Source organism: Pseudarthrobacter sp. NIBRBAC000502772, assembly GCF_006517235.1.
Classification (GTDB): domain Bacteria; phylum Actinomycetota; class Actinomycetes; order Actinomycetales; family Micrococcaceae; genus Arthrobacter.
In genome coordinates, this window is the sequence record NZ_CP041188.1 from 2306924 (window position 1) to 2331856 (window position 24933).

Annotated in this window: 24 protein-coding genes, 6 tRNA genes and 1 riboswitch; of the genes, 12 read left to right on the forward strand and 18 right to left on the reverse strand. The window is 66.6% G+C overall.

Annotated elements, in window-relative coordinates:
• The first annotated feature begins 3 nt into the window (after positions 1-3).
• From NIBR502772_RS10675 to NIBR502772_RS10690, 4 genes are all read left to right on the forward strand, one after another.
• Positions 4-249, forward strand: coding sequence for a hypothetical protein (locus NIBR502772_RS10675; protein ID WP_141140161.1), 246 nt, complete (start codon positions 4-6; stop codon positions 247-249).
• Positions 250-361: 112 nt separating this feature from the next.
• Positions 362-1222 (forward strand): ECF transporter S component, encoded by an 861-nt coding sequence (locus NIBR502772_RS10680; protein WP_246848755.1) that lies wholly within the window; start codon positions 362-364, stop codon positions 1220-1222.
• A gap of 10 nt (positions 1223-1232) precedes the next feature.
• Positions 1233-1976, forward strand: a complete 744-nt coding sequence (locus NIBR502772_RS10685) for an energy-coupling factor transporter transmembrane component T (protein ID WP_141140162.1) — start codon at positions 1233-1235, stop codon at positions 1974-1976.
• A 2-nt stretch (positions 1977-1978) separates the two neighbouring features.
• A complete protein-coding gene (locus NIBR502772_RS10690) occupies positions 1979-3508 on the forward strand; it encodes an ABC transporter ATP-binding protein (protein WP_141140163.1) in 1530 nt (509 codons plus the stop codon).
• Here the strand turns inward: NIBR502772_RS10690 and NIBR502772_RS10695 are convergent.
• From NIBR502772_RS10695 to NIBR502772_RS10735, 9 genes are all read right to left on the reverse strand, one after another.
• On the reverse strand, positions 3494-5725 hold the full coding sequence (locus NIBR502772_RS10695; RefSeq protein ID WP_246848756.1) for a 3-hydroxyacyl-CoA dehydrogenase NAD-binding domain-containing protein: 2232 nt from the start codon (positions 5723-5725) through the stop codon (positions 3494-3496). The two genes, NIBR502772_RS10690 and NIBR502772_RS10695, sit on opposite strands and share 15 nt — an antisense overlap.
• The gene (locus NIBR502772_RS10700) at positions 5722-7020 is read right to left on the reverse strand and encodes a thiolase family protein (protein WP_246848757.1); all 1299 of its coding nucleotides are present in this window, start codon (positions 7018-7020) and stop codon (positions 5722-5724) included. The genes NIBR502772_RS10695 and NIBR502772_RS10700 overlap by 4 nt, the downstream gene beginning before the upstream one ends.
• A gap of 118 nt (positions 7021-7138) precedes the next feature.
• Positions 7139-8467: an HRDC domain-containing protein gene (locus NIBR502772_RS10705; RefSeq protein WP_141140164.1), complete on the reverse strand. Its 1329-nt coding sequence runs from the start codon at positions 8465-8467 to the stop codon at positions 7139-7141.
• Positions 8468-8498: 31 nt separating this feature from the next.
• Positions 8499-9149 (reverse strand): DUF3000 domain-containing protein, encoded by a 651-nt coding sequence (locus NIBR502772_RS10710; protein ID WP_141140165.1) that lies wholly within the window; start codon positions 9147-9149, stop codon positions 8499-8501.
• A 61-nt stretch (positions 9150-9210) separates the two neighbouring features.
• Positions 9211-10326 (reverse strand): low specificity L-threonine aldolase, encoded by a 1116-nt coding sequence (locus NIBR502772_RS10715; protein ID WP_141142029.1) that lies wholly within the window; start codon positions 10324-10326, stop codon positions 9211-9213.
• A 59-nt stretch (positions 10327-10385) separates the two neighbouring features.
• On the reverse strand, positions 10386-11162 hold the full coding sequence (locus tag NIBR502772_RS10720; protein WP_246848758.1) for an SDR family oxidoreductase: 777 nt from the start codon (positions 11160-11162) through the stop codon (positions 10386-10388).
• The gene (locus tag NIBR502772_RS10725; RefSeq protein ID WP_141140166.1) at positions 11159-12526 is read right to left on the reverse strand and encodes a DUF6421 family protein; all 1368 of its coding nucleotides are present in this window, start codon (positions 12524-12526) and stop codon (positions 11159-11161) included. The genes NIBR502772_RS10720 and NIBR502772_RS10725 overlap by 4 nt, the downstream gene beginning before the upstream one ends.
• A 154-nt stretch (positions 12527-12680) precedes the next feature.
• Entirely contained in the window at positions 12681-13190 is a 510-nt protein-coding gene (gene msrB, locus NIBR502772_RS10730) for a peptide-methionine (R)-S-oxide reductase MsrB (RefSeq protein ID WP_141140167.1), read from the reverse strand.
• 14 nt (positions 13191-13204) lie between these two features.
• On the reverse strand, positions 13205-13696 hold the full coding sequence (locus NIBR502772_RS10735; RefSeq protein WP_104061985.1) for a hypothetical protein: 492 nt from the start codon (positions 13694-13696) through the stop codon (positions 13205-13207).
• A 219-nt stretch (positions 13697-13915) separates the two neighbouring features.
• Here NIBR502772_RS10735 and NIBR502772_RS10740 point away from each other — a divergent pair, with 219 nt between their 5' ends.
• Positions 13916-15118: a S9 family peptidase gene (locus NIBR502772_RS10740; RefSeq protein WP_141142031.1), complete on the forward strand. Its 1203-nt coding sequence runs from the start codon at positions 13916-13918 to the stop codon at positions 15116-15118.
• Here NIBR502772_RS10740 and ybaK read toward each other — a convergent pair.
• From ybaK to NIBR502772_RS10755, 3 genes are read right to left on the reverse strand one after another with little or no spacing between them, the layout of a single operon-like run.
• Positions 15115-15612, reverse strand: a complete 498-nt coding sequence (gene ybaK / locus NIBR502772_RS10745) for a Cys-tRNA(Pro) deacylase (protein ID WP_141140168.1) — start codon at positions 15610-15612, stop codon at positions 15115-15117. The genes NIBR502772_RS10740 and ybaK overlap by 4 nt on opposite strands.
• A 38-nt stretch (positions 15613-15650) precedes the next feature.
• On the reverse strand, positions 15651-16112 hold the full coding sequence (locus tag NIBR502772_RS10750; protein ID WP_141140169.1) for a SufE family protein: 462 nt from the start codon (positions 16110-16112) through the stop codon (positions 15651-15653).
• Between the two features lie 10 nt (positions 16113-16122).
• On the reverse strand, positions 16123-17034 hold the full coding sequence (locus NIBR502772_RS10755) for a sulfurtransferase (protein WP_141140170.1): 912 nt from the start codon (positions 17032-17034) through the stop codon (positions 16123-16125).
• A gap of 214 nt (positions 17035-17248) precedes the next feature.
• Here NIBR502772_RS10755 and zapE point away from each other — a divergent pair, with 214 nt between their 5' ends.
• On the forward strand, positions 17249-18286 hold the full coding sequence (gene zapE, locus NIBR502772_RS10760; RefSeq protein ID WP_141140171.1) for a cell division protein ZapE: 1038 nt from the start codon (positions 17249-17251) through the stop codon (positions 18284-18286).
• A gap of 113 nt (positions 18287-18399) precedes the next feature.
• Here the strand turns inward: zapE and NIBR502772_RS10765 are convergent, their stop codons facing one another.
• From NIBR502772_RS10765 to NIBR502772_RS10790, 6 genes are all read right to left on the reverse strand, one after another.
• Positions 18400-18657, reverse strand: a complete 258-nt coding sequence (locus NIBR502772_RS10765; RefSeq protein ID WP_141140172.1) for an antitoxin — start codon at positions 18655-18657, stop codon at positions 18400-18402.
• A 153-nt stretch (positions 18658-18810) separates the two neighbouring features.
• Positions 18811-18882: transfer RNA gene (locus NIBR502772_RS10770), tRNA-Val, on the reverse strand.
• Positions 18883-18926: 44 nt separating this feature from the next.
• A tRNA-Gly gene (locus NIBR502772_RS10775) sits at positions 18927-18999 on the reverse strand.
• 58 nt (positions 19000-19057) lie between these two features.
• Positions 19058-19132: transfer RNA gene (locus tag NIBR502772_RS10780), tRNA-Val, on the reverse strand.
• A gap of 39 nt (positions 19133-19171) precedes the next feature.
• A tRNA-Cys gene (locus tag NIBR502772_RS10785) sits at positions 19172-19242 on the reverse strand.
• Positions 19243-19289: 47 nt separating this feature from the next.
• Positions 19290-19362 (reverse strand) — tRNA-Gly (locus NIBR502772_RS10790).
• A 228-nt stretch (positions 19363-19590) separates the two neighbouring features.
• Between NIBR502772_RS10790 and NIBR502772_RS10795 the strand changes: the two genes are divergently transcribed.
• The 6 genes from NIBR502772_RS10795 to rpe all read left to right on the forward strand — a co-directional run bounded on the left by NIBR502772_RS10795 (position 19591) and on the right by rpe (position 24574).
• Positions 19591-19662 (forward strand) — tRNA-Val (locus tag NIBR502772_RS10795).
• 92 nt (positions 19663-19754) lie between these two features.
• Positions 19755-20615: a cytochrome gene (locus NIBR502772_RS10800; protein ID WP_104061990.1), complete on the forward strand. Its 861-nt coding sequence runs from the start codon at positions 19755-19757 to the stop codon at positions 20613-20615.
• 136 nt (positions 20616-20751) lie between these two features.
• Positions 20752-21375, forward strand: coding sequence for a peptide deformylase (gene def / locus NIBR502772_RS10805; protein WP_141140173.1), 624 nt, complete (start codon positions 20752-20754; stop codon positions 21373-21375).
• The gene (fmt, locus tag NIBR502772_RS10810; protein WP_141140174.1) at positions 21372-22292 is read left to right on the forward strand and encodes a methionyl-tRNA formyltransferase; all 921 of its coding nucleotides are present in this window, start codon (positions 21372-21374) and stop codon (positions 22290-22292) included. Before def ends, fmt begins: the two co-directional genes overlap by 4 nt.
• Positions 22289-23875: an RsmB/NOP family class I SAM-dependent RNA methyltransferase gene (locus NIBR502772_RS10815; protein ID WP_141140175.1), complete on the forward strand. Its 1587-nt coding sequence runs from the start codon at positions 22289-22291 to the stop codon at positions 23873-23875. Before fmt ends, NIBR502772_RS10815 begins: the two co-directional genes overlap by 4 nt.
• An 18-nt stretch (positions 23876-23893) precedes the next feature.
• Positions 23894-24574: a ribulose-phosphate 3-epimerase gene (gene rpe, locus NIBR502772_RS10820; RefSeq protein WP_141142032.1), complete on the forward strand. Its 681-nt coding sequence runs from the start codon at positions 23894-23896 to the stop codon at positions 24572-24574.
• A gap of 40 nt (positions 24575-24614) precedes the next feature.
• Positions 24615-24768: riboswitch (FMN riboswitch) on the forward strand.
• Positions 24769-24933: the final 165 nt, after the last annotated feature.

Below are 24933 nucleotides of genomic sequence, written 5' to 3' on the forward strand. Positions count from 1 at the left end.
TCCATGCCCATTCCCACCGGAAAGTCGAGATGCGCCATGAACATCGCCACAGCTGAACACGTCGAAGTCCGGGTTGACAGTGCCTGCCAGATCGAGGAACGCCTCAACGCAGCCGTTCAGGACCTGCAGCCGCTCGCCGCCCGCGCACGGAACGGCATCCTCGTGACGCGGCTCAATCCCGGCCCGGATCTGCAGGGCAAGGGTGTCCCTGCCCGTCACCATGCCGGGAGTCCGGAACCGGTAGACTGATCCGCGAACCGGGCCGGCGCAGACGCCCCCGGCTGCCGCCGAGGTGACATAGGCGGCGTTCCGCACCGCCCGGGCCATCGGGCGCCACAGCCTGCATCCCAGAAGGAACGCCATGTCATCGCCCTCCCTCACCTTGCCGTCACCGGCCACTGCCCGGAACCGCCGCTTGCTGGAAGCCCTCGGAGCGTTGGCCATCGCCGGCACGTACATCTACCTGGTGTTGAACCAGCCCGCGGACATCACCGGCGGCCCCGGCAGCGCGTCGGCCCTTATCGCCCTGTCCGGCTTCCTCGTGGGGGCCGTGCTGCTGATAATCGGCGTACTGCCCACACTGCCGGTGTCCACGCTGGTGCTGATTCCGGTGGCACTGGTCCTGAATATTGTCCTGGGCCAGTTCGTGGGCAGCACCTTGGTGCCCTTCTACCTCGACGCCATCGGCACCGTCCTGATCGCCGTCCTGGCCGGACCCGCCGCCGGAGCAGCCACGGGCGCCCTCAGCAGCATTGTCTGGTCCTTCTTCAACCCCACCGTCCTGCCGTTCGCCGCCGGTGCCGCCCTGATCGGCTTCCTGGCCGGCGTCGCCGCACGCCACGGCCTGTTCCGGCGCTTCTACCTGGCACCGGTGGCGGGGTTCCTGGCCGGCATTATCGGCGGTGTGGTCTCCGCTCCCGTTGCCGCGTTCGTCTTCGGCGGCACCTCCGGCCTGGCCACCGGCGCCATCGTCAGCGCCTTCCGCTCCATGGGTGACACCCTCCTGGCGGCCATCACCAAGCAGGCACTCATCTCGGACCCCATGGACAAGGCCATCGTCTTCACGTTGGTGGCCGTCCTGGTGTATGCCCTGCCGCGCCGCACCCGCCTGCAGTTCCCGTTTGTCCGGCGGTACCGCGTGCTTGCAGGAACAGCCATCAGCCAGCCCGTCGGCGAATCCACCGGCGAATCCACCGGCAAATCCACCGGCCAGGACGCCTGACCCGGCTCTGATGCGTCTTCACCCCCTGACGTCGCTGGCGGCTGCCGGCAGCACTGCAGTCATCACGACGGCGGCTGCCAGCTGGCCGCTGTCCCTCACCGTGATCGCCGCGGCCGCGGGCTTGGCGGTAGCCGGGGGAGTGGCCCGCCGGATGCTGCCGGCGGTGGCGGTCATCCTGGCTCCGCTGGTCCTGTCACTGCTTGCCATGCACGGACTCTTTTTTCCGGAGGGCACCACGGTCCTGGCGCAGTGGGGCCCTGCGCGGGTCACCGTGGAAGGGCTCCATTTTGCCCTCGAGCGGGCTGCACAGCTTTCCGCGGCGGTGCTGGTGCTGCTGCTATGTTCCTTCACCATCAGCGTCCCGGACCTGGTGGCTGCCCTGTCCGCCCGCGGCGTCCACGCGCGGTTCGCGTTTGTGCTCGCCTCCACCCTGACACTGCTGCCGGCCATCAGTTCACGGCTGGGGCGGATCCGGCAGGCCCAGGAAGCGCGTGGCCTGGTGATCAGGCCTGGAATTGTCGGGCGCGCAGGCGCGTTCCGATGGCAGGCGGTTCCCCTGGTGCTGTCCCTCGTGGAGGAAGCCGGCACCCGCGCGGCAGCCTTACAGGCCCGCGGGTTCGGCAGCGCCGGGCATCGCACCAGTTACCGGGCGGTCCAGGATTCTCCGGTCCAGCGGTGGGTTCGCCTGGTTTTGTTGCTTGCGGCGCTGGCGGCCATCGCCGCCCGCCTCTGGCAGCCGACGGCGGGTACTTAGCAATGGTGCAGACCCCACCGCCGGCGCTGGCCGCGGGCATCGAAGAATTCGTTTTCCCCGGCGAGCAGGAACTGGTTCTGGCGGGACTTGACGTGTCTTTCGCCGCGGGATCGCTGACTGCCGTGCTCGGCGGATCCGGCAGCGGCAAGTCAACACTGGGACGGCTGCTCGCCGGCTGGTTGCTGCCCGGCGACGGCGGGACACTCACGGGTTTTCTCGAGCTTGCCGGCACGTGCCTTTGGTTCACCGGAACAGCCGCCGATCCGCGGATCGATCCAGGGAGCTGGGGCCGCCAGGTGGGCTTTGTGCCGCAGGATCCAGCGGCCGCCTTGTCCACTATCCGTGCCACGGTGGCCGAGGAGCTGGCCTTCGGGCTGGAAAACGCGGGGACTGACCGTGAGACGATGGCCGGCGCCGTCCGGCACACGGCAGCACTGACCGGCCTGACCCGGCTGCTGGACCGGGATCCTGCCACGCTTTCCGGCGGCCAGCTGCGCCGCCTGGCCATCGGCTGCGCGGTCATTTCCCGCCCCGCGGTTCTCATCATGGACGAACCCTTCGCCTCCCTCGACACGGACGGAGCCGAAGACCTCGCTGCCCTGGTGCGGAACCTCGTCCAGGACGGCACCGCCGTCGTGATCCTGAGCCAGCGGGCCGACGCCTTCCTGCACAACGCCGATACGTGGCTGGTCCTTGCCGGCGGTACCGTGGCCGCGGCTGGCTCGCCGGCAGAAATCCTGGCTGCCGGCGCGCTGGAACTCGCGGGCGTGGTTAGCCCCCGCCCGCACACAGGGCTCCGGCCGCTCGCAGGTGCAGGCCATGAATCCGTCGTCGACGGCCCGCCGGCTTTGGAGCTGCGGGACGTCTCGTTCACATACCGGGCGACGCGGCGCGGAGGCTGGTTCAGGGCACAACCGGGCCCGCCTGCTGACCCGGTCCTGCACGGACTGAGCCTGGCCGTCAGCGCGGGCGAGATCCTGGCCGTGGCAGGTCCCAACGGCGCCGGAAAGTCCACGCTCCTGAGGCACCTCAACGGCTTGCTCCAGCCAACGGCAGGCAGCGTACTGGTCAGGGGACGGCACATCGGTGGACAGCCCGCGGGGCGCGTGGCCGCCGACGTCGGGCTCCTCTTCCAGCAGCCCAGGGACCAGCTGTTTGAGCGGACCGTGGAACGGGAAGTCCGCTTCGGACTCGAGCGTGGGCAGCCGGCGGCTGACGAGGCGGTGCAGCAGGCCCTCGCCGCCGTTGGCCTGGAGCACCTTGCCGGGCAGCACCCGGCCGAACTGCCCGCGTCCCAGCAGCGGCTTCTGGCACTGGCCACAGTGCTTGCCCGGCGTCCCTCAGTCCTTGCACTGGACGAACCGACCGTTTCCCTGGACGGCCATGGGCTGGCCGCGCTGGACCGGGTGGTGCGCAGCACGACGGCGGAGGGCACCGCCGTCGTGCTGGTCACCCACGACCTGGACTACGCCCGGTCCATCGCGCACCGGCTGGTGCGCATCGAGGACGGCCGCCTGCTACCCGCGGACTGATTCCGGGGTGGCTGCATCCGGGCTGACCGATTCCGGGCTGACTGATTCGGAGGACTGACCCGTCCGGCCCGATGCCACGCCGGGTGCCAGGAAGCGCCTGCCGTTGACCCGTTCGGAGGCGCCAACACGGTCCAGGTACGGCGTGATGCCGCCCAGGAACATCGGCCAGCCAGCGCCGAGGATCATGCAGAGGTCGATGTCTTCAGGGCCGGCCACTACGCCCTCATCCAGCATCAGCCCGATCTCCTCGGCGAGGGCGTCCTGCACACGGCGCAGCACGTCGTCCCCGGTGGACGGTGACGTGCCGAAGGACATCAGCGACAGGGTGGACTCCGGGATCTCCTGGGAGCCGTCGGCCGCCGGGGCCCAGAGCGATTTCACGCCGTTCTCGATCAGTTTCTGCAGGTTCGTGGACACGGCGAAACGGTCTCCGAAGGCGGCGTGGAGGGACTCCTGGACATGCTGGGCAACCGGCAGGCCCACCATGGCACCCAGCGTGAACGGCGTCATCGGCAGACCCATGGGACGCAGCGACGTGTCGGCGACGTCGGCAGGGGTGCCTTCGTCGAACGCGGCCGTCACTTCGCCCATCAGCCGCAGCAGGATCCTGTTGACCACAAAGGCCGGCGCATCCTTGACCAGCACCGCGGTCTTCTTCAGGCCCTTGGACAGCTCAAAAGCGGTGGCCAGCACGGCGTCGTCGGTCTTGGGTGCCCGCACGATTTCGAGCAGCGGCATCACGGCCACCGGGTTGAAGAAGTGGAAGCCAACCAGCCGTTCCGGGTGCGCGAGGTCTTCGGCCATGGCCGTGACGGACAGCGAGGACGTGTTGGTGGCGAGGATGCAGTCCGGCGAGACGATTGCCTCCACCTCGGCGAAGACCTGCTTCTTGATGTTCAGCTCTTCGAAGACAGCCTCGATGACAAAGTCCGCGTCCGCGAACGCCTCCTTGGAGACCGATCCCGTGACCAGTGCCTTGGTGCGGTTGGCTGCGTCCTGGCTGATCCGTTTCTTACCGAGGAGCTTGTCCACCTCGGTATGGACGTAGCCCACGCCCTTGTCCACACGGGTCTGGTCGATGTCCGTCATCACCACGGGGACCTTGAGCTGGCGCGCGAACAAAAGGGCCAGCTGGCTGGCCATGAGGCCTGCCCCCACGACGCCGATCTTGGTGACCGGACGGGCGAGCTTACGGTCCGGTGCGCCGGCAGGCCGCTTGGAACGTTTCTGGACCAAATCCAGGAACGCGTAGACCGTGGCGCGGAACTCGTCTGTCTGCATCAGACCGGCGAGGGTTTCACACTCGAGGGCAGCCGATTCGGCCTGGGACATGGTCCGGTTGGCGTCGAGGATGTCCAGGACCATAGCGGGCGCAGGCGAGGCATTGGACGTCTTGGACTCCACGAACAACCGGCCGGCGGCAACGGCTGCAGACCAGCGCCCGGCAACGGCGGGATCAGCGGGATCCACGGCGTTGGCCCGTGCCGGGACCACCTCGCCAGTGATGACGGTGGCCGCCCAGGCGAGGGACTGTTCCAGGAAGTCTGCCGGTTCGAACAGGGCGTCGGCGATACCGAGCTGGAAGGCCTGCGGCCCATTGAGCGTCCGGTTGTTGCTGAGCGGGTTCTCGATCATCACCTTGACTGCGTTCTCGGGTCCAATCAGGCGCGGCAGGATGTAGACGCCGCCCCAGCCGGGGACCAGGCCGATGAAGGCCTCGGGAAGCGCCAGCGCGCCGGCGCCGGTGGACACCGTGCGGTAGGTGGACTGCAGGGCGATCTCCAGGCCGCCGCCAAGGGCAACGCCGTTGATGAACGCGAAGCTGGGAACGCCGAGGTTGGCCAGCGTGGCATAAACGTCATGCCCAAGTTGCGCCATCCACAGGCCATGATCCCGGTTCTCCAGCGACTTCACTGCGGACAGGTCGGCGCCGGCCACGAGGAAGTACGGTTTGCCGGTCACGCCCACACCCACGATCTCGCCGCGGGCCGCACGCTCCTTCAGGCCCTCCAGGACCGTGCCAAGTTCCACCAGGGTATTGGGGCCCAGCGTGGTGGGTTTGGAATGGTCCAGGCCGTTGTCCAGGGTGATCAGCGCAAAAACTCCGGGGCTCTGCTGGCCGGGTCCGGCAGGCAGCTTGATGTCCTGGACGTACGAGTGGGTCACGGTTTCGTCGGGGAAGAGCTCGGCAAGCTTGGTGAAATCGGCGGCGCTCATGCGGCGGCTCCTTCGGTGGTGGCTACTGAGTTTGCTTCGTGGACGACTGCTGCTACGGCGCCGCCATACTCTGTGTATTTCGAGTGACGCGGGTTTTCCCAGATGACGGTGGCGCCCATGCCCAAGCCTATGCACATGGTGGTGATCCCGTACCGGACCGAGGGATCTTCTTCGAACTGCCGCGCGAGCTGGTTCATCAGCCTGACCCCGGAGGACGCGAGGGGGTGGCCCACTGCGATGGCGCCGCCGTACCGGTTCACCCGGGGGTCGTCGTCGGAAATTCCAAAGTGGTCCAGGAAACTCAGGACCTGCACGGCAAATGCTTCGTTGATCTCGAAAAGTCCGATGTCCTCAATGCTGAGTCCGGCGTTCTTCAGGGCCTTTTCGGTGGCGGGCACGGGGCCGATGCCCATGACCTCCGGTTCGACGCCGGCGTAGGCGTAGCTGACCAGCCGCATCTTGACCGGCAGGCCCAGTTCCGCGGCGGCTTCCGAGGAAGCCAGGACGGCGGCGGTGGCGCCGTCGTTTAGGCCGGCGGCGTTGCCTGCCGTCACGCGGCCGTGGGCGCGGAAGGGAGTCCGGAGGGCCGCAAGGTCCTCGAGCGTGGTTCCCGGGCGGGGCGGCTCATCAACACTGTTCACCGTCCAGCCCTGACCCGGCTTGAGGGTAGCGACCGGAACGAGGTCCGGCTGGATCTGGCCTTTGGCGTAGGCGGCCTCGAGTTTGTCCTGCGAGGCAACCGCGTAGGCGTCTGTGCGTGCCTTGGTGATGGCGGGGAAACGGTCGTGCAGGTTTTCGGCAGTGTTGCCCATGTTCAGGGCGGCGGGATCCACCAGGCGCTCGGACATAAAGCGCGGGTTCGGGTCGGCGCCGGAACCCATCGGGTGGTTGCCCATGTGCTCCACGCCGCCGGCGATGACGACGTCGTAGGCGCCGAAACCGATGCCGCTGGCCGTTGTGGTGACTGCGGTCATGGCGCCGGCGCACATGCGGTCGATGGCGAAGCCGGGGACGGTTCGGGGGAGCCCTGCCAGGAGGGCGGCTGTGCGGCCGAGCGTCAGGCCCTGATCGCCGGTCTGGGTGGTGGCTGCGACTGCGACTTCGTCGATCCGGGCCGCGGGCAGCGTGGGATTGCGGCGCAGAAGTTCGCGGATGCACTTCACCATCAGGTCATCGGCGCGGGTTCCGGCGTAGATGCCTTTCTCGCCGGCCCGGCCGAAGGGTGTGCGGACGCCGTCAACAAAAACGACGTCGCGGACAGTTCGCGGGGATCCGCTGCTTCCGTGGTGGCTCACGTTTACTCCTCATCGAGACGTTGGCGCCGTCCGGAGGCCAAAGGGCAGCGTTCTGGGACGGCAGTGCTCACTATGTTACTCGTCAGTAACATAGTGTGCAAGGCTCGGTGAGGGGCGTTTATTCGGTGGCTGCGGTTGCCTTGGTTTCCTTGGCCGGCAGCGGTTGCGGATTGAGGAACGCGTCCGTGAGAAGCGGTGCCACCACGCCGATCTGCCATTCGCGGGCACCGAGAACGCGCAGCTCCGCGGCTACCGCTACTTCGGTAATGTCCGACGGCGGACGCCACGCCACGCGGCGCAGATAGTCCGGCGTCAGCAGGTTCTCCACGGGAAGGTTCAGTTCCTCCGCCTTCTCCTGCAGGAGCGGACGGGCGGTGGACAGGCGTGCGGCGGCCTCGGGGTCCCGATCGGACCACACCCGCGGCGGGGGCGGTGCATTGGTGGGCAGGTGCAGCGGCGGAAGGTCCTCAAGATCGCGGGCAGCTGCGATGCACCGGAGCCAGCGGGGTGCCTCGCGCTGAGCCGCACGGCCATGGAAGCCCTTGGTGCCGAGCAGCTGGGGAACGGTGGACGGCATGGCCTTGGCGGCGGACACCAGGGCGGAATCTGGGATCAGCCGTCCCGGCGCCACATCGCGTTTCTGCGCCAGGGAATCGCGCTCCAGCCACATTTCGCGGACAGCGGCCAGCTGGCGCCGGTCACGGATCTGGTGCAGGCCCGACGTCTTGCGCCAGGGGTCAACCCGGGGAGGGGCGACGCCGGCGGCAAGGATCGCGGCAAATTCCTGCTCGGCATATTCCAGCTTGCCGTCGGCCTGCAGCAGTTCGATGAGTTCTTCGCGCAGCTCGGTCAGGACTTCCACGTCCAGGGCGGCGTAGCGCAGCCACGGCTCGGGCAGCGGCCGCGTCGACCAGTCGGCAGCCGAATGTTCCTTCGCCAGGCCAAACCCGAGCAGCTGTTCGATGACGGCAGCCAGGCCAACGCGTGGCAGGCCGGCCAGCCGTGCGGCGAGCTCCGTATCAAAGAGCTTGTCCGGCCACATGCCCAGCTCCAGCAGGCAGGGCAGGTCCTGGCTGGCTGCATGCAGGATCCATTCCACGCCCTGGAGCGCATCGTTGATGATGGACAGGTTCTCGAACGGTTCAGGGTCGATCAGCCAGGTACCGGAGCCTTCGCGCCGGATCTGCACGAGGAACGCGCGCTGGCCGTACCGGAATCCTGAGGCCCGTTCTGCATCAACCCCTGCGGGCCCTGTTCCGGCGGCGATGGCTGCCGCGCACCGCTCCAGCCCGGACTGCGTTTCGATAACCAGTGGCACGCCGTCGCGCGGTGCATCGAGGTCAATGACTACGGGGACCTGGCTGTCGAAGCCTTCCACCGTGATGTGGGGAGTGGTATCAGCAGCCGGAGCGCCGGCCGTGGTGTTTTCCGGAATATGAGGGGTCATGATGCCTTCAGTTTACCGACAAGGGGCAGTCCTAGTTCCGGCGCCGGCGTGGAAGGGCCGTGACGCCGTCAGGCAGAGGAGGGAGGCCGGCGAACGTGCAGACCATGTCTGACCACGCCTCCAGATGGGCAGTAACGTCCGAGGACTCCGGTGTCCAGGAGGCGCGCAGCTCGATATCGATCGATCCGGGCCGGTCGGAAAGTGTTCCAAAGCTCTCCGACAGGACGCGCGTGGCGGTCCCGCCGGCCGCCCGGTAGGGGGCCTTGTGGTTCTCCAGCGCCTCGACCAGCCAGGTCCAGGCGACGGTGCCCAGCATTTCGTCGTTGCCCATTTCGGGCTCAAGCTGGGCCCGGATGTAGGTGACGATCCGGAATTCGCCGTCCCAGACTGCTGAGCCTTCGGGGTCGTGCAGCAGGATGAAGCGGCCCGTGGCCAGCTCGGTGTCGTCGCCGTCCTCGATGCCGGAGGCCGCCGCCAGGGCCATGGCGGCGGGCCCGTGGACCGGTGTTGTGCCGCTGCCCGGTCCGGGCGCCATGACCTCGGCCCCGAGGGCCACGGCGAACGGTGCCAGGCGCGCCGGGGCGGGAATTTCCGCCAGGCGCAGTTCACTTCGGCATTGGGCCTTCCGGAGGGTTCCCAAGGCGTGGAGAAAATCCGGGGGAACCTGGGCTAGTGCGTTCACCTTCGCAGATTACGCAACAGCAGGGGGCGGGCAGTGCAGGCTCGCCGTCGGCCGGTCCATGCTATCCGGCTTCCTTGCCCGCGTGGTGGGCCGCAAGTTCCCGTCGGATCGCGGCCACAAAGGCGTCGACGTCCTCCTCGCTGGTGTCGAAGGAGCACATCCAGCGGACCTCGCGGGCGGTTTCATCCCAGTCGTAGAACCGGAAGGACTCGCGCAGGCGGTCAGCTATGCCGGCCGGCAGGACGGCAAACACGCCGTTGGACTCCGTCTTCTGTGTGGGCTCGACGCCCTCGATCGTGTCCACCGCGGCGCGGAGGCGGGCGGCCATGGCGTTGGCGTGCGACGCAGAACGGAGCCACAGGTCGCCTTCCAGCAGGGCGATGAACTGGGCGGACAGGAAGCGCATTTTCGAGGCCAGCTGCATGTTCATCTTGCGCAGGAACTTCAGGCCGTGGGCCGCTTCGGGGTTCAGGGCCACCACCACTTCGCCGTACAGCAGCCCGTTTTTGGTGCCACCGAAGGAGAGGATGTCCACGCCGGCGTCGCGCGTGAAAGCCCGCAGCGGCACGTCCAGGTGCGCGGCGGCGTTGGCCAGCCGCGCGCCGTCCATGTGGAGTTTCATGCCCTTGGCGTGGGCATGATCGGCAATAGCCCGGACCTCATCCGGGGTGTAGCAGGTGCCAAGCTCGGTGGTCTGCGTGATGGACACTGCCAGCGGCTGCGCCCGGTGCTCATCGCCCCAACCCCACGCCTCGCGGTCAATCAGCTCCGGCGTCAGCTTGCCGTCCGGGGTGGGGACATGCAGGAGTTTTATCCCGCCGATCCGTTCCGGAGCGCCGTTTTCGTCCATGTTGATGTGCGCCGTCGATGCGCACACCACAGCACCCCAGCGCGGGAGCAGCGACTGCAGGGACAGCACGTTGGCCCCCGTGCCGTTGAACACCGGGAAACATTCGATGCCAGCGCCGAAGTGATCCTCCATCAGCCCCTGCAGCCGTGCCGTGTAGTCATCCTCGCCGTAGGACACCTGGTGCCCTTCGTTGGCCGCCGCGAGGGCGGCCAGGACCTCGGGGTGCACACCGGAGTAGTTGTCCGAGGCGAAACCGCGGATGGACGCGTCATGCAGCCGGGCGGCGGGGTTTTCAAGCCGGGGGGCAGCATCTGCCGTAGTTGTCATTGCTTTGCTCACGTTCTCAGTCTAGGGAGGTCGGGTCCGGCCGGTCAGGGTCCAGGAAGTCAGGGGATTTTGGGGTCAGGGGTCAGGGGCAGGCGCCGGCCGTTCAGTTCGGCTGCCGGGCGGCTGAACAGTCGGACGACGGCGGCGGCCAGGTCCTCGACGTCGGTGGCGCCGGCAAAGGTCCGTTCCGGGTGCGCCTTCCGGAGTTCCGCGCTCACGAGCGCTTTCACCACCAGGACGACGGCGGCGCCGCGCAAGGCGGTGCCCTCATCCGCAGCCTCGCGGGCCAGGCCCTCCGCCATCGCCAGTGTCCAGGTCTCGGCGGCGGCCTTCGCCGCCACATAGCTGGCCGTCGCCGCCGTGGGCTTGTCCACCGCGGTGGAGGACACCATGGCAAACCTTCCGGTTCGGGCGGCGGCCAGGTCGGTGTAAAAGACCCGGGAGACATTCCGGAGCGTGGTGATGGCGCCGCGCTCCAGGAAGTCCCAGTCGGCGTCGCTCTGGTCCGTGATGCCTTTGGCGCCGCGCCAGCCGCCCACGAGGTGGATGACGCCGTCCATGGTCCCGGCGGTGTCCGTCAGGGTCTTCCGGAGGGCCTGGACGTCGGCGAGATCCGCAAGGTCGCACACCAGGGGAGTGACGCCGTCGCCCGCCTGCCTCGCAGCAGCGTGGATGCGCGTCCTGTCTGAGCCGACCGTGAACACCCGGAACCCCGCCTGGTACAACGCCCGGGCCACCGCGATCCCGGACGGACTGCTGCCGCCGGTGACCAGGACGTTCAGCCCGAGGGCATTATCCGGAACAGGTGCAACGCGCGGGGCGCCGGGTTCGCTCACAGCGCGGACGCTCCGGTGATGCCGGCGGTGGATTCGATGACTGGACGCATTTTCTTCTCCAAGGCTTCGTAGAACATGGACAGCGGAAATTCGTCGTCCAGCACCTGGTCGGTGAGGCCGCGGGGCGGACCGGCGACGGGAAGCGCGTCGGGGCCCTTGGCCCAGGCCGATGCGGGGTTGGGCGTGAGTGTGGCGGAGATCAGCTGGTACGCGGCAAGCCAATGGGCCATTTTCGGCCGGTCAATGGAGCGCCAGTAGAGCTCGTCGATCGAGGCGCCGAGGGCGATCACCGCGTCCGCCACGTGGTCCCAGTCGATGCTGAGCCGGCTGTCGGTCCAGTGCAGGACGTGGTGCTGGTGCAGCCAGGCGAAGAGCAGCTGTCCGCCGAGCCCGTCGTAGTTGCGCACCCGGTTGCCGGTGATCGCGAAGCGGAAGATCCGGTCGAAGATGATGGCGTACTGCACCAGTTTCGCGTGCCGGCGTGCTTCCGGCCCGGCGTCTTCGTCCTGTTCGATCCGGACGGATTCGCGGAAGGCTGTGAGGTCGCAGCGCAGTTCTTCCAGCGAATACAGGAAGTAGGGCATCCGCTGCTTGATCATGAACGGGTCAAAGGGCAGGTCGCCGCGCATGTGGGTCCGGTCATGGATCAGGTCCCACATCACAAACGTGGCCTCGGTCAGCTCCTGGTCGGCCAGGAGTTCCGCGGCGCCTGCGGGCAGGTCCAGGGAGGTGATGTCTGCGGCCGCGCGCAGGACCCGGCGGAACCGGGCAGCTTCACGGTCCGCGAAAATAGCGCCCCAGGTGAAGGTGGGTGTCGCACGGACAGCAACGGTTTCGGGGAACAGCACGGCCGAGTTGGTGTTGTAGCCGTGGGTGAAGTCCAGGAACCGGATGGGCACAAAGAGCTTGTTGGAATAGTCCCCGGCCTCAAGGCCGGCCACAAAATCGGGCCAGATGACCTCGATCAGTACGGCCTCCACGAGCCGGCTGCTGCTTCCGTTCTGGGTATACATGGGGAAGATGACAACATGCTGCAGGCCGTCCTGGCGCTGCAGCTGGGGCTGGAACGCCAGCAGCGATGCGAGGAAGTCCGGGACGGCGAATCCAGCCGTGGCCCACGCCTGGAAATCAGCGACGACGGCGTCAAGGTAGGCCGCGTCGTGCGGGAACAGCGGTGCCAGTTCGGCAAGCGACTCCATGATGGCGGCAACCTGCAGGGCTGCCTCGGCGTGATGGCCGGCATCAGGCACGGAGCCGTCCTGGACCTGCAGTGCCTGCAGGGATTCGGCGGCGCTCCTGAGGCGGAGCCAGGCGGGATTTTCGGCGGTGATCCTCGTAGGGGCCACGGTCACGGTGACGGTCATGGTGCGACTGCCTTTCTCATTGCTTGGGGCATCTACGGCGAGCGTAGCAAGCAACCAGAGTCCCTAACTCAAATAGAGCCTGAGCATAAGAGACTCTCGGGCTCGAAGCACCTCGTGGCGCCGCCAGATATAGGCGGAGCCACGGCTGGCGGACTCAGGCCTCCGTGGATTCTTCCCCGGCAGCGCCGCGCGGCACCAGCTTCAGCGACACCGAATTGATGCAGAAGCGCTGGTCCGTGGGCGTGCCGTAGCCCTCACCCTCAAATACGTGGCCCAGGTGTGAATCACAGTGCGCGCACCGTACCTCCACCCGCTTCATACCGAGCGTCCGGTCGTGGATGTATCGGACGGTGCCTTCGGCGAGCGGTGCCCAGAAGGACGGCCAGCCACAATGCGAGTCGAATTTTTCGTTGCTCCGGAAGAGCTCGGTGCCACAGGCACGGCATTGGTAGACACCCTCCGTATGGGTGTCCACGTACTCACCGGTGAAGGGGCGCTCCGTACCCGCCTGCCGCAGCACGTGGTATTCCTCCGGTGTGAGTTCCTGCCGCCACTCGGCGTCGGATTTCCGGTAGGCGGGTTCCGCAGCGACGGCGTCAGCGGCCGGACCGGGGACGGAATCCGTGGCCTTGTTCTCGAAGATGCTCTTACCAAAGATGCTCATAGTCAGCTCAACGCTCAGGAGTCGCCGATAAATCCCGAACCGGCATACAGGTGGAGTACGGGGAGCCCCAACTGGTCCTGGGCTTTGTTGGCCCAGTCCGTGTGGAACGTATCCGCCACTGCGTGCGGACGGGTGATCACCACTGCCTGGGCTGCGCCGAGTTCCTTGACCTTGGCCACGAGGCCTTTGACGGCCCCGCCGTCCACTACCTCGCCCGTTACCCCTGCGCCCAGCCCCTCCAAGGCGGCAAGCGAGACGGCCAGCGTCTCTGCAGCCTCGGCCCGTTCAACGGTGGGGTCCGGGGCGTGGGCGGTCAGTTCGCGGAACGCCTTAGCAACGTCCAGGAGGGAGAGATTCTCAAGGAAATCCACCAGCAGATGCCGTTCAGTGTTCCCTGGAACCAGTAGGACAAGGGGAGTGTCCTGCCCGTCCACCAGGCGTTCTATGTTGACGCGGTCGTCCGCGCCCAGGGGTTCTTCGGTCAGGATGACGATTGGATCGCTCATGGCATCAGCCTAGTCGTGCGCACCGGCGCCTGCATCCATTTGGGCCGCACGGTGCGCGCGGTGTCATGAGCGCGGCGTCCCCGGGGCCGGCAGAATTTCGGTGCCACGTGCCGGACGGAATATGGTCAACCCGTCTGCGGCAGTAAGAATGGTTCCATGGCACCTTCCACGCGCACCTCCACGTTGACGGCGGCAGTTCCGACCCAGGCCGACGGCCGCATGTCGCTGCGCGCCAAATGGGCGCTCGGCGGCGTCATTGGCGGCGGGGCCCTTGCTGGCCTGCTGGCCACAGGCTCCTCCGCGCTGGCGCTTTATTTTGCCCGGCGTGTGATTACTCCCGTCCGGCAGCGGACGGCGGACCAGGAAGTCCTCGCCGTGATCCGGGAAGGGGGCGGCCGCCAGGTCATCCTGACAGCCACTCCGGAGACCACTGTGGAGGGCGTCTATGGGTTGTTTTTCGACGGCGGGAAGGGGCACGCCCGGATCGGGCGGATCGTGTCCTATTCGCCGGCGGACGGCACGGTCCTGCGCGAAGTGGAAGCCGTCTATGCCGGCGATCTTGATACGGCCCGCCGCGGATGGTGGAGCGGTGCGCTTTACCCGGATCCCGCCACGGCCGGCTTTGCGGCCGAGGACGTACTGATTGAGGTCGACGGCGGCACGGCACCGGCATGGCTGGTCCGGGCCGGCGGGACGTCCCGGACCTGGGCAATCATGGTTCACGGCCGCGGGGCAACCCGCCAGGAGGCCCTCCGGGCGGTAGGTCCCGCCCTCGAACTGGGGCTCACCAGCCTGCTTGTCTCGTACCGGAACGACGGGTTGGCGCCATCGGCCGAGGACGGCCGGTACGGCCTGGGATCCACGGAATGGCGTGACATAGAGGCCGCCATCGAGTTTGCCCTGGCCAATGGCGCCGAGGAAATTGTTCTCTTCGGCTGGTCCATGGGTGGTGCCATCTGCCTGCAGACGGCCGATCTCTCGCCCCACCGTCACCTGATCCGGGCCATGGTCCTGGACGCGCCTGTCATCAACTGGGTCAATGTGCTGGCCCACCATGCGCAGATCAACCGCATTCCGTCCCTCGTTGGCCGCTACGGGCAACTGATGCTGGGCCACCCCGTGGGCCGCAGGCTCACCGGACTGGCCGCACCCGTGGACCTCAAGGCCATGGACTGGGTGGCGCGCGCCGTGGAGGTCCGGACGCCCACCCTGATCATCCACAGCGTTGATGACGAGTACGTTCCCTACGAACCCTCCGCCCTTCTGGCGGAGCGGAATCCGGACATGGTCACGTTCGAAACGTTCAATCACGCCAGGCACACGAAGGAATGGAATGTCGATCCCGAGCGCTGGGAGAACCTGATCAAGGCGTGGCTGCGGCCCCAGTTGGCTCCGCGGCTTAACCCCGGGCAGAACCGCTAAAGTGTGTGCGTGCCGATGGCGGCTGTCACGGCGGACGTCAGCCGGATAAGGTCCGCTGGCGCAAGCTCAACGTCCAGTCCGCGTTTGCCACCGGAAACCAGCATCGTCCCCAGATTGAGGGCGCTGCTGTCCACCACCGTGGGCGATGTCTGGCGCTGGCCCAGCGGCGAGATCCCGCCGAGGACGTAGCCGGTGCGGCGTTCCGCAGCCGCGGGGTCCGCCATCGAAGCCTTCTTGGCGCCAAGGGCGGCCGCGAAGGCCTTCAGGTCAAGGTTTCCGCTGACCGGCACAACCCCCACGGCCAGCCGGCCTTCCACTTCGACCATGAGGGTTTTGAAGACCTTTTCGGGAGCGATGCCTAGGGCTTCGGCGGCTTCCGTGCCGTAGCTGGCTGCTGAGGGATCGTGGGCATACGGATGCAGCACAAAGGGAACGCCGGCTGCAGCCAGTGCGGCTGTGGCCGGCGTTCCGTTTGACGAACTTTTGCGTCCCAAGCGTTCAGTTTCCGATCCGGAGCCAGGAGGTCAGCTGATCAGGACGCAAGCCGGGACGTCGCGGCGACCTTGCGTTTGATCCGTCCCAGCATGGCGGTCATGCCACGCATCCGCAGTGGCGTGATGGCCCGCGTCAGGCCCAGCAGCTCCGGCATATCGTCCGGCACCGCCAGGATTTCAGCGGCGCTGAGTCCGTCGAGACCCTCGTGGAGCACACCGGCGAAACCCCGCGTGGTGGGGGCTTCCGGTGGCGCCTTGAAGTAGAGCCGAACGGCGTCGGCCGGGCCGGCGTCGTTCTTTTCCGTTTCAATCGTCAGGAACAGCGGCGACTGGCATTCCACCACCTGCTCCAGGAGCTCGGGGTGGTCCTTCAGCCGGTCCGGCAGTTCCGGCAGTTCGCGCGAGAACTCAAGCAGCAGCTGAAGCCGATCGGGTTCGGTCAGGGCCTGGAAGTCATTCACGATTTCCGCCAAGGCGGCGGGCAGGTCATGTGTACTCATCTGTTCCAGTTTACGCCGGGACCGTGCCGCGTTCCGTGCCCTTGGCGATGGGAACCCGGACGGCGTTGCCCCACTCGGTCCAGGAGCCGTCGTAGTTCCGGACAGTGTCAAAGCCCAGCAGGTACTTGAGAGCGAACCAGGTGTGGCTGGAACGCTCGCCGATGCGGCAGTAGGCCACCACGTCATCGCCGGCGGTCAGCCCGGCCTCGCCCAGGTAGAGTGCCTCGAGCTCTTCCCGGCTGCGGTACGTTCCGTCCGGCGCAGCGGCGCGTGCCCAGGGAATGGATGCTGCCGTGGGAATGTGGCCGCCGCGGAGCGCGCCTTCCTCCGGGTAGGCCGGCATGTGGGTCCGCTGGCCGGTGTATTCCTCGGGGGAGCGGACGTCAATGAGCGGCTTGCCGAAGTGTGCCAGCACATCTTCCTTGAACGCGCGGATGGGGGCGTCGTTGCGCTCCACCACCGGGTAGTCGCCGGGCGCCGGGGAGGTCCGCTCCGTGGTCAGGTCACGGCCTTCGGCGATCCACTTGTCCCGGCCGCCGTCGAGCAGCCGGACATCCTCGTGGCCGAACAGGGTAAAGACCCAGAGCGCATAGGCGGCCCACCAGTTGGACTTGTCCCCGTAGATGACCACAGTGGTGTCGCGGGAGATGCCCTTGGCAGCGGCCAAGGCGGAAAACGCCTCACCGTTCACGTAATCGCGGGTCACGTCATCGTTAAGGTCCGTGTGCCAGTCGATTTTGACTGATCCGGGGATATGGCCGGTCTCGTAAAGGAGGACGTCCTCGTCGGACTCGACCACCACCAGCTTTCCGTCCGCCAAGGCGCCGCTTTGGAGGGCGGCTGCGAGCCATTCGGTGGACACCAGACGCTCCGGGTTGGCGTAGGCGGCGAACTTCTCGTTCTGTTCAACTGCGTAGGACATGGTGATGGCCTTTCACTGAGACACACGGCGGATGCTGTAGAAGGAAAACCTGCCTCCCACACTAGCCATGGCCGGCCGCCCTGTCCGCCTCCTTGTTAACAGTGGGAAATATGGCTTTCGTCACGCCGGGGCCCTGGCCGGCGCCATCGCGGGGGAGGCCAGGGCCCTTGCCGGTATTCTTTCTGGGGACAACCCACCAGCAGAACGGACCACCTTGGTACAGATCGAACAGCTTGCCGCCCGCACTCCGGCGGTTTCGGTGAATGAGCTCCTCAAGGGTTTCTATCCGTCCCCACGGTTCGGCCAGGTCTCCTTTGCCAGCTACCGGCCGGACCCGAACCAGTCGTCCCAGGCGGCGGCGGTCAAGGCGCTGGAAGCATTCGCCGGGGGAGTCGGAGCCGGCGACGGCGACGGCCTGTTCAAGAAGTTCTTCACCAAGAAGGTCGCTACCAGGGCGGGGATCTACCTCGACGGAGGATTCGGCGTCGGCAAAACCCACCTGCTGGCCTCGCTGTGGCATGCCGCTCCGGGTCCCAAGGCCTTCGGCACGTTTGTGGAATACACCAACCTCGTGGGCGCCCTTTCCTTCCGCAAGACTGTTGAGGCACTGAGCCACTACAAGCTCGTATGCATCGACGAATTTGAGCTGGATGATCCGGGTGACACCGTGCTGATGTCCCGCTTGATGCGTGAACTGGCCGACGCCGGCGTCAAGCTGGCTGCCACGTCCAACACGCTGCCGGGTTCGCTGGGCGACGGCCGCTTTGCCGCAGTCGACTTTGCCCGTGAAATCCAGGTCCTGGCGGACCAGTTCGACGTCATCAGGATCGACGGCGAGGACTTCCGCCACCGTGGGCTGCCCGCCGCCCCGGCACCGCTGAAGAACAGCCAGCTCGCCGCACAGATGAAGGCCGAGTTCAACGGCAAGACCGTGGCAGAGGACGAATTCAGTTCACTGATCGGCCACCTGGCCGGTGTCCACCCGAGCCGCTACCGGCAGCTCATCGACGGCATCGACGGCGTTGTGTGGCGCAATGTGGAGACCATCACCGAACAGGCCGTGGCGCTTCGCTTCGTGGTGTTGGCGGACCGCCTGTACGACAAGGATGTGCCCATCCTGGCCAGCGGCGTCCCCTTCGACAAGCTCTTCACGGACGAGATGATGCACGGCGGGTACACCAAGAAGTACTTCCGTGCTGTGTCCCGCCTGACTGCACTCGCCCGCGAGGGCCAGAACCACGAGCCGTCCTAGGCATCGGCCGGGGAAGCCGGACCGTCAGTTAAACGCCAAAGGCGCGGGTGCCGCCTCCCGGCGGGACCCGCGCCCCCTTGACGTGCTAGGGCAATGCCCTGGCCAAATCCTTGTTACGGAGCCTTGTCAACCGGCGGAACCGGGTTGACTGGCGGAGTCTGCTCGGTGGCAGGCGCTACGCCGGGTGTTCCGTCGTTCTTGTCAACGAGCTTGGAAGCGCCCTCCTGGACTTTGTCCACGTGACCGGTGTACTTGCCGCCGGTCTTTGAGTCGACGAAATCGCCGGCTTTTGTGATGCCGTCCTTGATGGCCTGCTCGTTGCCGCGGATGAGACCCTGAGCCTTGCCCTTAAGATCGTCAATCAGTCCCACGAGCACCTCCCTTCAATCGCGGAGCCAGTTCGCTCCTCCGCAACCGATCCTAGCCCTGTCTGCCGGGCGTGCCAAGGTGCTGTGACAAATTTTGTAAAGTCTGTGCGGCGTATCCGGGCAATAGAAAAGCAGCTCACGGGGAGCTGCTGTGTGTGGGCGATACTGGGATCGAACCAGTGACCTCTTCCGTGTCAGGGAAGCGCGCTACCGCTGCGCCAATCGCCCGGAACCGGAAGGCCGGCCATTTCGGATTTATTACTGGGGTAGAGAGCGGACGACGAGATTCGAACTCGCGACATCCACCTTGGCAAGGTGGTGCTCTACCAGCTGAGCTACGTCCGCGTATGAAGTACACCCTGGCCGGTGGCCAGACGTACTGCATGAAGCAAGTTTCCTTGCTTGGTGGGCGATACTGGGATCGAACCAGTGACCTCTTCCGTGTCAGGGAAGCGCGCTACCGCTGCGCCAATCGCCCATTTCGTCCGGCGTGAACCGGAATCCATGGTTTTCACCGAGGTGGGTACGGGATTCGAACCCGTGTGAACGGCTTTGCAGGCCGCTGCCTCGCCTCTCGGCCAACCCACCGTGTAAGCTCCGATTCCGAAAAACCTTAGCCGTGACAGTGTCCTGCGAGCGGACGACGAGATTCGAACTCGCGACATCCACCTTGGCAAGGTGGTGCTCTACCAGCTGAGCTACGTCCGCATTTGGGCCGCTGAATCCGTGCCGTTTCGGGCATTTCCTCGCGTTCCAACGAGTAAGAACTCTATAGGAGGTTCAGGGAATCTCCAAATCGAACGTGCTTCAACGGCTGCAATGCCCCTGGATCCCTGCAATCTAGGGGATTTTTCTAATTACAGGCGTGTAATTCGAGCGGCGTCCCGTCTCGATTTCCATAAACCCCGCCCGGTCGGCTAGCATTCAAAGGCATCGGGGCGATTGGCGCAGTGGTAGCGCGCTTCGTTCACACCGAAGAGGTCACTGGTTCGAACCCAGTATCGCCCACCGAGGAATCTGGTCCGTTTCCGCTCAGCCGAGCGGAAACGGACCTTTTTTGTGTCCGCCATTCTGTCAGCCCCTTGTGAAAGAGTCTTTGTATGACTGATCCACTCCTTGCCCACGCCACGGAATACGGCCGCATGTATGCGCGGTCCACCTCCGAGCAGTTTTCCGTTCCGTCCATCACCACCGTCATCGGCCAGCAGCCGCACGGCCTGGACGGCTGGTTTGGTTACATGGGCGCCAGCAGCCTGGCGAAGGATCCGCTGCTGGCCGATTCCCTGGGCAGCCCGGCGAAAATCCGGCAGGCCGTCAACCGGGCCTCAAAGGCAGCAGAACTGTACCGGGACGACGCCGCCAAACGCGGCGACCGCGTCCATAATTACTGCGAGCAGGTTGCGCTCCGCGCCCTGGGCCGGCCGCACGCCATGAAGGAAACCCGCGAGGCGTTGGCGGCCAACGGTGAGGAAGGCTTTGCGCTGCGGTTCGATGAGTGGTGGGACCTCTACGGCGTGGAGCCCATCGCACCGGAAATCACCGTCTGGAACAAGTCAGTGGGCTACGCCGGGACGCTGGACCTCGTGGCCAAAATCAACGGCCGGATCTGCGTTATTGATTACAAGACCAAGGGCACCACGCGGGACGGGACCGTCAAGCCGCTGGACGACAAGGTGGTCATGCAACTGGTGGCCGGCATGAAGGCCGAAGAAAGCCTGGTGGATGCCGTGGCTGGGGAATGGGAGCCCTGGAAGTACGGCGAGAACCCCTTACTGCTGGCTGTGGCCATCGGCGAGACCGAAGTCCGGCCGGTCCGCGCGAACCCCGACGTCCTCAAGCACCACTGGTGGAAGTTCTGCGCCCTGCGCCGGGTCTGGGAACTGTCCGCCGATACGCTCGCCGCCGGGTCTGCGCTTCTTCCGGTGGCACCGCCCGTCTCCGCACAGGCCCGCAGCGCCTAGCGGAACACGAGTGCCCGGACTGCAGCTGCCGGAACTCCGCCTGTCCGGAGCACGGTTGCCCAGTCCCGGGCCCGGTGCGCCTGCGCCTAAACTGGATAGGTTCGCCAATAACGCCCACCGTGAGGAAAGACAGCACATGGCCATTCTGAATATCCGCATCATCGGTGATCCTGTGCTTCGCACAGTGGCCGATCCCGTGACGGAATTCGGTCCTGAGCTCGCCAAGCTGGTTGCGGACATGACGGAAACCATGGAGGACGTGGATGGCGCCGGCCTCGCGGCTCCCCAGATTGGCGTCAGCCAGCGGGTCTTCACCTACCGGATCGACGGCGTGGAGGGCCACATCATCAATCCGGTCCTGGAAAACAGCGAGGACTTCCAGGCGGACCAGGTTGAGGGTTGCCTGTCCATTCCTGGCCTGGCGTTCCCGGTCCGCCGCTTCCGCGCCACCCGCGCCACCGGCGTTGACCTGAACGGGAATCCTGTCGCGGTGGAGGGGGAAGGCCTGCTGGCCCGTTGTTTCCAGCACGAGACGGACCACCTGGACGGCATCCTCTTCACCGACAGGCTGGAAGGTGAGGACCGGAAAACGGCCCTGCGTTCCATCCGCAATGCCAACTATGACGCCATCACGGAACGCACGACGACGAAGCGCGCCAAGACGGTCGGGTCCAGTTTCGGGGGCGCCAGCTTTGGAGGCGCGAACTCTGGGAGCGCCAGCCCTGGCCAGGCCAGCTTCGGCGGCGGCGCCACCACATGAGGGTACTTTTTGCCGGCACGCCCGCCGTGGCCGTCCCCTCCCTCGATGCCTTGGTTGCGGCCGGCTTTGAAATCGTTGCCGTCCTGACCCGTCCCGACGCGCCGATTGGCCGCAAACGGGTGCTGACGCCGTCGCCCGTTGCAGCCCGCGCCACGGAGCTGGGAATCGACCTCATCCACGCCACCCGCGTGGACGAGGCCGTGACGGCGAAAATCGCCGCGGCCAAGCCGGACGTGGCTGCCATCGTGGCCTACGGCGGCCTGATTCCGCGCGCCGCCCTGGATGTTCCCCCGCATGGTTGGATCAACCTGCACTTTTCCCTGCTTCCCGCATGGCGTGGCGCTGCCCCCGTGCAGCGGGCCGTGATGGCCGGCGACGACGTCACCGGTGCAGTCACCTTCCTGTTGGAAGAAGGGCTGGACACCGGCCCGGTCTTCGGAACGCTGACCGAGGGCGTTGGCCCGGAGGACACCGCCGGAGCGCTGCTGGAGCGGCTGTCCCACAGCGGGGCCGTGCTCCTCGCCCAGACGCTGTCCGCCGTTGAAGCCGGGAGGGCAGCTGCACAGCCGCAGGCCGGCGACGTTTCACTGGCCCCCAAGCTGACTATCGATGACGGCCGGCTCGACTGGAAGCAGCCCGCCCTGGCGATCGGCAGGCGCGCCCGCGGCGTAACTCCCGAGCCCGGCGCCTGGACCACCCTGGACGGACAGCGCGTCAAACTCGAACCTGTCCGGCTCCGGCCAGGTGACACTGACCTGCAGCCCGGCGCGGTATTCCTCGACGGTAAGAGCGTCCTGGTGGGCACCGGATCCCACGCCGTGGAGCTGACGAGGATCCAGCCTTCGGGCAAAAAGATGATGGCCGCCGCCGATTGGGCGCGTGGCATGGCAACACTGGAAAGCGTGGTATTCGAATGAGCGAATCCGGCGGTAATGCAGGCGGCACGGGCGGCAGCGGAAGCGGCGCCCGGGGCGGCGGCGGACGCGGCAACAGCGGACGGGGCAAGGGCGGGCCGCGGGATTCCAGCCAGCGCAACGCCCAGGGCCGCGAACGCAACCGCCCCTCCCAGCGGAGCTTCACCGAAAACGCTCCTGCGCAGCGGACCCGCCGAGCGGACCCCGCGCGGCTTGTGGCTTTTGAAGTCCTGCGCGCGGTAGCCGCCGAGGACGCCTACGCCAACCTGGTGCTCCCGTCCCGCATCCGCCATCACGGCCTGGACAAGCGCGACGCCGGCTTCGCCACCGAGCTCAGCTACGGGGCCCTGCGTGGCCAGGGCACGTACGATGCCATCCTGGCGCGCTGCGTTGACCGCCCGCTGGACCAGCTTGACCCTGCCATTCTCGACGCCCTGCGGATCGGCACCCATCAGCTGCTGGCCATGCGCGTCCCGGCCCATGCCGCCCTGGATCAGACCGTGGGCCTGGCCCGCGCCGTCATTGGCGCCGGACCCTCCGCCCTGATCAACGCAGTATTGCGGAAAGTCACTGCGCACACCCTGGAGGAGTGGCTTGAGATCCTCGTTGCCGGTGAAAGCGATGAAACCACCATCGCCTCCCTCCGCTACGCCCACCCCGAATGGATTGTCCGGGCCATGCGCCAGTCCCTGGTGGCCCACGGGCGGTCAGCCGCCGAAATCAACGACCTGCTGGAAGCCGATAACGAAGCTCCGGTGGTCAACCTGGTGGCCCTGCCCGGCCTGGGCAGCCTGGATGAAGCCCTGGAGGGCGGGGCGACCCCCGGTGAACTCGTTGAAGGCTCGGCGCTCTCCAGCGGCGGAGACCTGGGCCGCCTCGCCTCCATACGGGAAGGCAGCACGCGCGTCCAGGATGTCGGCTCCCAGCTGGTGGCCCGCGCCATGGCGGCAGTGGACCTCGATCCCACCGACGGCAAAGGGCGACCGCACGAAACCTGGCTGGACCTGTGCGCCGGCCCCGGCGGTAAGGCGGCCCTGCTGGGCGCTCTGGCCAACGCCCAGGGTGCCACGCTGCTCGCGAATGAACCGGCCCCGCACCGTGCCAAACTCGTCAGCCAGGCCCTGTCCGCCGTGCCCCGGGACGTCTGGCGCGTCCGGACCGGCGATGGCCGCGACGTGGGCACTGAGCAGCCGGAGTCCTTTGACCGTGTCCTGGTGGACGTCCCCTGCAGCGGGCTGGGTGCCCTGCGCCGCAGGCCGGAGTCCCGCTGGCGCCGCACGCCCAAGGACCTCGCGGACCTGGGACCGCTGCAGCGCGCCCTGTTGAAATCGGCGCTGGAGGCCGTCCGCCCCGGCGGAGTGGTTGCCTATGTCACCTGTTCACCCCACCCGGCCGAAACCACGGCAGTGGTCAGCGATGCCCTCCGGAAGCGGGATGACCTGGAGCTGCTGGACGCCGGTGCCGTGCTGGACAGCGTGAGCCTGACCGGGAACCTGGGCGCAGGCCACGATTCCACGGCGCAACTCTGGCCGCACATCCACAGCACCGATGCCATGTTCCTGGCCCTCATCAGGAAGAAAGCCTGACCCGTGAAAGGTTCCCCCATGCCGCAGTGCTGCATCAACCCCAGCATCCTGTCCGCCGACTTCGTCAACCTCGAAGCCGAACTGCAGCGCATCAGCAACGCTGACGCCGTGCACGTGGACGTTATGGACAACCACTTTGTCCCCAACCTCACCATCGGGCTGCCTGTGGTCCAGCGGATCCAGGCGGTCAGCCCCGTCCCGCTGGACGCCCACCTGATGATCTCCGACGCCGACCGCTGGGCGCCGGGGTTCGCCGACGCGGGCCTGGCATCCGTGACCTTCCATGCCGAGGCCTCCATTGCACCGGTCAAACTGGCCCGCGAACTGCGGGCCCGGGGCTCCAAGGCCGGCATGGCGCTGCGCCCTGCCACTGCCGTGGAGCCCTACCTGGACATGCTCGAGGAACTGGACATGCTCCTGATCATGACCGTGGAGCCGGGCTTCGGCGGCCAGGCGTTCCTGGACTTCACCTTGCCCAAGATCCGCAAGGCCCGGGCAGCCATTGACGGCTCCGGAATCAATGTCGCCATCCAAGTGGACGGCGGCATTACCGAGGAAACCATTCTGCGGGCGGCCGAAGCAGGCGCGAACGTCTTTGTGGCGGGTTCCGCTGTTTACGGCGCGGAGGACCCGGCTGCAGCCATTGGACGGCTCCGCGAAGCCGGCAGCATGAAGTTACGTGCTGCGTCCGCGGAATAGTCTGGGCGACCTTGTGGTTATGGCACAATAGCAACACACAATACGTGCTCCGGGGTCGGTGTAAGTCCGAACCGGCGGTGATAGTCCGCGACCCGCGAGCCGGCGCTTTCCCCTTCAGGGAAGGAACCGGCGGACGGTTGAACTGGTGAAATTCCGGTACCGACAGTTAAAGTCTGGATGAGAGAAGCACGTACAGCTGTATCTGCGGCGCCCTTCGGCGCTGCAGCCTTCTGCTGTCGTATACCCCCGGAGCCATCGCGGTTCTAGAGGGAAGGAACGACAACACACATGAACCCCTTGCGATGGCTCTTTGAAGCCAGGATTTCCCATGCTCCGGGAACCGAAGCCGCCGGACCGGT